A 6,446-nucleotide genomic window follows, 5' to 3' on the forward strand; every position below is an offset into this window, starting at 1 on the left:
AATCGAAGGCGGCCCAATTTCAATGCGGCGGCGATCCTTTCCCCTCAAGGATCGCCGCCGTTTCTTGTACCCATCGCTCCCCTATTTGCCCTCGCTCCGCGAAGCTGTTATCAAAGTGAGGTGAACCTGCCCACCCGCCTCGCCCTCACCCTCGCGAGTGCCATTCTGGCCATCGTCTCGTTTCCTCCCCTTCACTGGTGGTGGCTCGCGCTCATGGCCTGGCTTCCCTTTTTCCTCGCTCTGCGCGGTGCCGGCCCGAAAACCGCCCTCCTCATTGGGCTCCTTCACGGCATGCTGCTCTTCAGCGGGACGCTCATCTGGCTGGTCGAAATCTTCGGCCCCATGGCCTTCCTGCTGCACTTCATTCTGGCGATGTTCAGCGTGTTCTTCGCGATGATCTTCAATACCCTGGATCGTCCCTCGAACTCAGCTTGGCTCACCGGGATGCTGGCCGGCATTCTTTGGGCAGGCATCGAGTATTTCCGCAGTGAATGGTTCACGCTGCGCTTTCCCTGGATCACTCCCGGCACCGCCCTGCCGCCGAACTTGCTCACCCCGCTCATCGGAGTCTACGGCATCTCCCTGCTCGTGATTCTGGCGACAGCTTGGCTCGTTTCACGAAACAACAAGTGCCGCATCACCGGAGTCGTAGCGCTCATCATGATCGCACTCGCCATCGCATTCAATTCCAGCGGGGACAAATATCAAGACACCTCGCTACAAGTCTCCGCCATTCAGGGTGAGACACTCAGCTTCGACGAATACATGGATCTCAGCGCATCCATTTCAAAACCGACCAAAGCCATCATTTGGCCAGAGTACGCGCTGAGCTTCGACCTGCGCGAGCATCCCGACAAGCTCGCCCGCATCCGCGAGTTGATGCAGGAAAAGGAGGCGGAGGTTCTCATCGTCGGCAGCATGACGATACATGCCGACAACACCTGGTCGAATACCGCGATCATCGTCGGGCAAGACAGGATTCTTGGAACGCACAATAAAAACCGCCCCGTGCATTTCTTCGACGATGGCGAGCCCGGAAAAGAAGCGCCAGCGTGGCCGACGCCCATCGGCAAAATTGCCACCCCGATTTGCTTCGACAACGACTATGCCGCGGTCCCCAGACGGGCGGTCGCAAACGGCGCCGAAATGCTGCTCATCCCAAGCATGGATGCCGAGCACTGGACCACGCGACAGCATCTTCAACACGCCGAACTCTTCCGGCACCGGGCCGCCGAGAACAGAAGATGGATGGTTGTCGCTGCCAGCTCGGGACTCACTCAAATCATCGATCCCAGCGGGAACCGTCGGGCCTCCCTCCCTCTTTTTGAACCGGGCGTCCTGCATGGCGAGATCAGGCCGCTATCGACCCTGACCTTTTACACCCGCTTCGGCTGGCTGCTAGGACCAGCCTGCGCGCTCCTCGCAGGACTGATGGCCCTCGCGGCGGTCGTGATCCAGCGCCGGGATGCCAAGCGCCCTACGATTCCGAACTGAAACTCACTTCCGCGAATCCAACTCAATTCCGATCATATTCTCGGATCGCATTGCCAGTCGGGCGTCTGACCGCTGATATGTCACCGCTATGAGTAATACCCGCCACAAGAAACTCGCCACCTGGGTCGAGGAAATGACCGCCCTCTGCCAACCTGATGCAGTCGAATGGGCCGATGGTTCCCAGGAAGAGTGGGACCGCCTCACTCAACTCCTCTGCGACAAGGGGATCTTCACCCGTCTTAATCCCGAAAAGCGTCCAAACTCATTCCTCGCCCGTTCAGCGCCGTCCGACGTCGCCCGCGTGGAAGACCGGACCTACATTTGCTCACGCCGCAAGGGTGCCGCCGGTGCTAACAATAACTGGATGGACCCTCACGAAATGAAGGCACTGCTAACGCCGAAGTTCGAAGGCTGCATGAAGGGACGTACCATGTACGTGATCCCCTTCTGCATGGGTCCTCCGGATTCGCCCCTCGCCAAGATCGGCGTCGAAATCACCGACAGCGCCTACGTGGTCGTCAACATGCGGATCATGGCCCACGTCGGCAAAAAAGTCCTCGATCGCCTCGAAGGCGAAGCCGCCGGTGAGGTCAATACCGGCCGCGACGGTCACGGAAACTTCATCCCCTGCCTTCACTCGGTCGGAGCACCACTCGAACCCGGCCAGGAAGACTCCGCCTGGCCATGCAACGAAGACAAATACATCTCCCACTTCCCGGATACCCGCGAGATCTGGTCCTACGGTTCCGGCTACGGCGGCAACGCCCTGCTCGGCAAGAAGTGCCTCGCCCTGCGGATCGCCAGCAACATCGCCCGCGAACACGACTGGATGGCCGAACACATGCTGATCCTCGGCCTGACCTCTCCATCAGGGGAAAAAACCTACGTCTCCGCCGCTTTCCCAAGTGCCTGCGGAAAGACCAACCTCGCCATGATCATCCCTCCCGAGAAGTATGCGAAGGCTGGCTGGAAAACCACCATCGTCGGTGACGACATCGCCTGGATGTGGCCGCACGAAGACGGCACCCTTCACGCCATCAACCCGGAAACCGGATACTTCGGCGTCGCCCCGGGCACCTCCTACGCCACCAACCCGATCGCCATGGACTCGATGCTCGAGAACGCGATCTTCACCAACGTCGGACTCACCGATGACGGCGACGTGTGGTGGGAAGGCATGACCAAGGAACCACCCGCTCACCTGATCGACTGGAAAGGCAACGACTGGACGCCCGAAGACGGCAAGAACGGCGTCCTCGCCGCTCACCCGAATGCCCGCTTCACCGCTCCCGCCGAACAGTGCCCGACAATCGACCCCGAGTGGCAGAACCCTGAAGGCGTTCCGATCTCCGGAATCATCTTCGGTGGCCGCCGCCCAACGACCATGCCGCTCGTCTATCAGGCTTTCAACTGGTCACACGGCGTCTACGTCGGTGCCACCATGGGCTCCGAAGTCACCGCAGCCGCCATCGGCCTGAAAGCCGGCGTCCGCCGCGACCCGATGGCCATGCTGCCGTTCTGCGGATACAACATGGCCGAGTACTTCCACCACTGGCTCGACATGCGCGGCCAGGTGAAAAACCTGCCTCGCTTCTTCCACGTCAACTGGTTCCGCCTCAGCGAAGACGGCAAGTTCCTGTGGCCGGGATTCGGCGAAAACATGCGCGTCCTCGAGTGGATTGTTGACCGTTGCAAAGGCAAGGTCGCAGGACACGAGACCCCGATCGGATGGACTCCACATTGGGAAGACTTCGACGCCGAAGGGCTCGAAGGTTTCGACGAAGCAAAATTCGACGCCTGCATGGCCTACAATCCCGAAGAGTGGAAGGAAGAGATCCTCAGCCAAGGCGAACTGTTCCTCAAACTTTATGACCTGATGCCGAAGGAACTCGTCTTCCAACGCGAGTTGCTCGCTGCCCGCCTGATGTGATTTCCTGGCTATAGTTGTGGTTACTCAAGAAGGGGGATGCCAATGCATCCTCCTTCTTTTTTATGCCCCACGACTTCTCCCTCCTTGTCGTGACTCAAGCGATGAAACATCGTGCCCTTTTCTCCCGTCCGAAATCATGCCCGCGCCCTACGACCGTATTGCCTCTCAATGGGATTCCATCCGCAAGGACTTCCGTCCGGGCGAAAAGGCCTACCTTGAGCTCTTGCTGAATTCCCTTGAGCCCAATTCCCTGATCCTCGACCTCGGCTGTGGCACCGGCGTCCCCAATGCCGTCCTCCTCAACGAAGCAGGGCACCGCATCCATGGCATCGACGCCTCCACTGAGCTCCTCAAAATCGCGCGCCGTCATCTCCCCGAAGCACACTTTGAGTCCCGTCGAATCGAGGAGGAATCCCCGCTCCCTGGACCTTTCGACGGAGTCATCTGCTGGGACGCAATTTTCCACATTGATCGCAAATACCACGAATCCATCTTCCGCCGTGTCGCCGCCGCCCTCAGCCCTGGCTCGCTCTTCCTACTCACCTCCGGTGGATCCGCCAACGAAGCCTTCACCGATACCATGTTCGGCGAAGTCTTTTCGTACGACGCCCATCCTCCCGAGGAAACGCTGCGCCTCATCACCTCACTCGGCTTCGAGATCATCAAAAATTCCCTCCTGGAAAAACCAAGCGGCGGACGGAACAAGGGCCGTCTCGCCATGGCAGCCCGCAAGCTTTGATCGACCCTCGCGAATTCCGTTGACCCGATTTCCATCGTCCCTATAGCCCTTCGCGTCTCTTGCTCGCCTGACTCTCACTCCCGAAATTCCTGTGAAGATCGCCGTTCTCTCTAGAAACCCGAAACTCTACTCCACCCAACGCCTCGTCGAAGCCGGCGCCGAGTTGGGGCACCAGGTCGAGGTCGTGGACTACCTCAAGTGCCACATGAATATCGCTTCCATGCGGCCCAGCATTTTCAAGGGTGATCAGGAGCTCAAGGACTTCGATGCCGTGATCCCACGTATCGGTGCTTCACACACCTTCTTCGGCACCGCCGTTGTCCGGCAGTTCGAAATGATGGGAACCTACTCGGTTAACGAGTCCGTCGCCATTTCACGTTCACGCGACAAACTCCGCTCGCTCCAACTTCTCGCTCGCAAGGGTATCGGCCTTCCCGTCACCGCCTTTGCCCACGATACCAAAGCCACCGGTCACCTGATCAAACTCTGCGGCGGTGCCCCGATCGTGATCAAGTTGCTCGAAGGCACCCAGGGAGTCGGCGTTGTCCTCGCCGAAACCAAGTCCGCCGCCGAGTCCGTCATCGAAGCCTTCCGCGGCCTCAACGCCAACATCCTCGCCCAGGAATTCATCAAGGAAGCCGGCGGTGCCGACATCCGCTGCTTCGTCGTCGGAGACAAAGTGGTCGCCGCCATGAAACGCCAAGGCAAGGAAGGCGAATTCCGTTCGAACCTGCACCGTGGCGGATCGGCCACACTAATCAAACTCACTCCCGAAGAACGCTCCACCGCCACCCGCGCCGCACGTGTCATGGGACTCAACGTCGCCGGTGTCGACCTGCTTCGCTCGAATCACGGACCGGTCATCATGGAAGTCAATTCCTCACCGGGACTGGAAGGCATTGAAAACGCCACTGGCAAAAACATCGCCGGCACGATCATCAATTTCATCGCCAAGCACGCGGCATCATCGACGACGAAGACCCGCGGCAAAGGCTAGCTTTACCGCCATGCCAAGAAAGGATAAGAACCCGCCCTTCATCCTCGGAGAACACCGGGTCGAGGCCGGGCAACGCGCCGAGATTTCCCTGTCCGTCGGCAGTTTCCTGACCCACGAGGACCTGGTTCTCAAAACCATCGTCGTCCACGGAAAAACACCCGGCCCCTGCCTGCTTCTCACCGCCTGCATCCACGGCGACGAATACAACGGTGCCGAAGTCGTGCGTCGCATCCTCCGCACCCCGGCCATCAAGCAGCTCAAAGGCACCTTGATCGCCATCCCGATCGTCAACCGGCCCGGCTTCGTCACCCGCACCCGCTACATGCCCGACCGGCGCGACCTCAACCGTCTCTTCCCCGGATCCGCCACCGGCCCCCTCGGCTCGCGCCTCGCGCGGGTCCTCAGCCAGGAAATCCTCCCACTTTGCGACGTCGCCATCGACCTCCACACCGGTGCCGTCAATCGACCCAACCTTCCGCAAATTCGGATCACCGTCGATGATGCCGAAGCACTCAAGCTGGCGAAGTCCTTCGCCCCACCCGTCATTCTTTCCGCCCCGAAGCGCGACGGCTCTTATCGCGGAACCTGCCGCGATCTCGGCAAACCCATCCTCCTTTTCGAAAGTGGCGAAGCCCTGCGGCTCGACACCCCGTCCATCCGCTTCGGTGTTCAAGGCGTGCTTTCAGTCATGCGCCAGATGGAAATGCTCTCCTCCAAGACCAAGTCCAGCCGCGCAAAATCCACGCCCATCATCTCGACGAAAAGCTACTGGGAACGAGCTCCCCGCGGTGGCATCTTCACCCCACTCGCTCCCCTCGGCCAGGTCGTCAACGAAGGCGGCGTGCTCGGCTTCATCGCCGACCCTTACGGCTCTGCCGAAACGGAAGTCATCTGCAGCCGCTCGGGTATCGTCATCGGCCGCACCAACGACGCCACCGCCGACGAAGGAGACGGCCTTTTCCACATCGCGCTCACCAGTCAACTCGACTCCGCCGAAGACCGCATCGCTCAAACCAGCGAAGCCCTCCCTTCACTGAATGCCGACACCGACGACCACCCGGTACCTTACGACTCGATTCAGGATACGGTGGTGTAGGACCCCAAACGCCCGGACCGCTGACTTTAGTCGGCGAATCAAAACCATGTCCAACAAAGGTACCTAGAGCCTGTCCCACAGCGCCGATCCTAGGCGCTGTATGGCTTGAAGGTTGTTAGGAAAAAGGCATGAGAGGCGAATATGCCTCCCATGCCCGAAATTCGGGGTCTATAAATTGGTTTACCACAAC

The 6,446-nt window shown here is 59.8% G+C and carries 5 protein-coding genes; all 5 read left to right on the plus strand.

Annotated features, from left to right (window positions below):
- The first annotated feature begins 120 nt into the window (after positions 1-120).
- The 5 genes from WBG04_RS09120 (at position 121) to WBG04_RS09140 (ending at position 6,256) form a co-directional block, all read left to right on the plus strand.
- A complete protein-coding gene (locus tag WBG04_RS09120; protein ID WP_424314102.1) occupies positions 121-1,494 on the plus strand; it encodes an apolipoprotein N-acyltransferase in 1,374 nt (457 codons plus the stop codon).
- 88 nt (positions 1,495-1,582) lie between these two features.
- The gene (locus WBG04_RS09125) at positions 1,583-3,424 is read left to right on the plus strand and encodes a phosphoenolpyruvate carboxykinase (GTP) (RefSeq protein WP_424314103.1); all 1,842 of its coding nucleotides are present in this window, start codon (positions 1,583-1,585) and stop codon (positions 3,422-3,424) included.
- Between the two features lie 136 nt (positions 3,425-3,560).
- On the plus strand, positions 3,561-4,163 hold the full coding sequence (locus WBG04_RS09130; RefSeq protein ID WP_424314104.1) for a class I SAM-dependent DNA methyltransferase: 603 nt from the start codon (positions 3,561-3,563) through the stop codon (positions 4,161-4,163).
- Between the two features lie 91 nt (positions 4,164-4,254).
- Positions 4,255-5,160, plus strand: coding sequence for a 30S ribosomal protein S6--L-glutamate ligase (gene rimK, locus WBG04_RS09135; protein ID WP_424314105.1), 906 nt, complete (start codon positions 4,255-4,257; stop codon positions 5,158-5,160).
- A gap of 10 nt (positions 5,161-5,170) precedes the next feature.
- On the plus strand, positions 5,171-6,256 hold the full coding sequence (locus tag WBG04_RS09140) for a succinylglutamate desuccinylase/aspartoacylase family protein (RefSeq protein ID WP_424314106.1): 1,086 nt from the start codon (positions 5,171-5,173) through the stop codon (positions 6,254-6,256).
- Positions 6,257-6,446 lie beyond the last annotated feature (190 nt).

The organism is Haloferula sp. (assembly GCF_049672945.1).
In the GTDB taxonomy this organism is placed as follows: Bacteria; Verrucomicrobiota; Verrucomicrobiia; order Verrucomicrobiales; family Akkermansiaceae; genus Haloferula.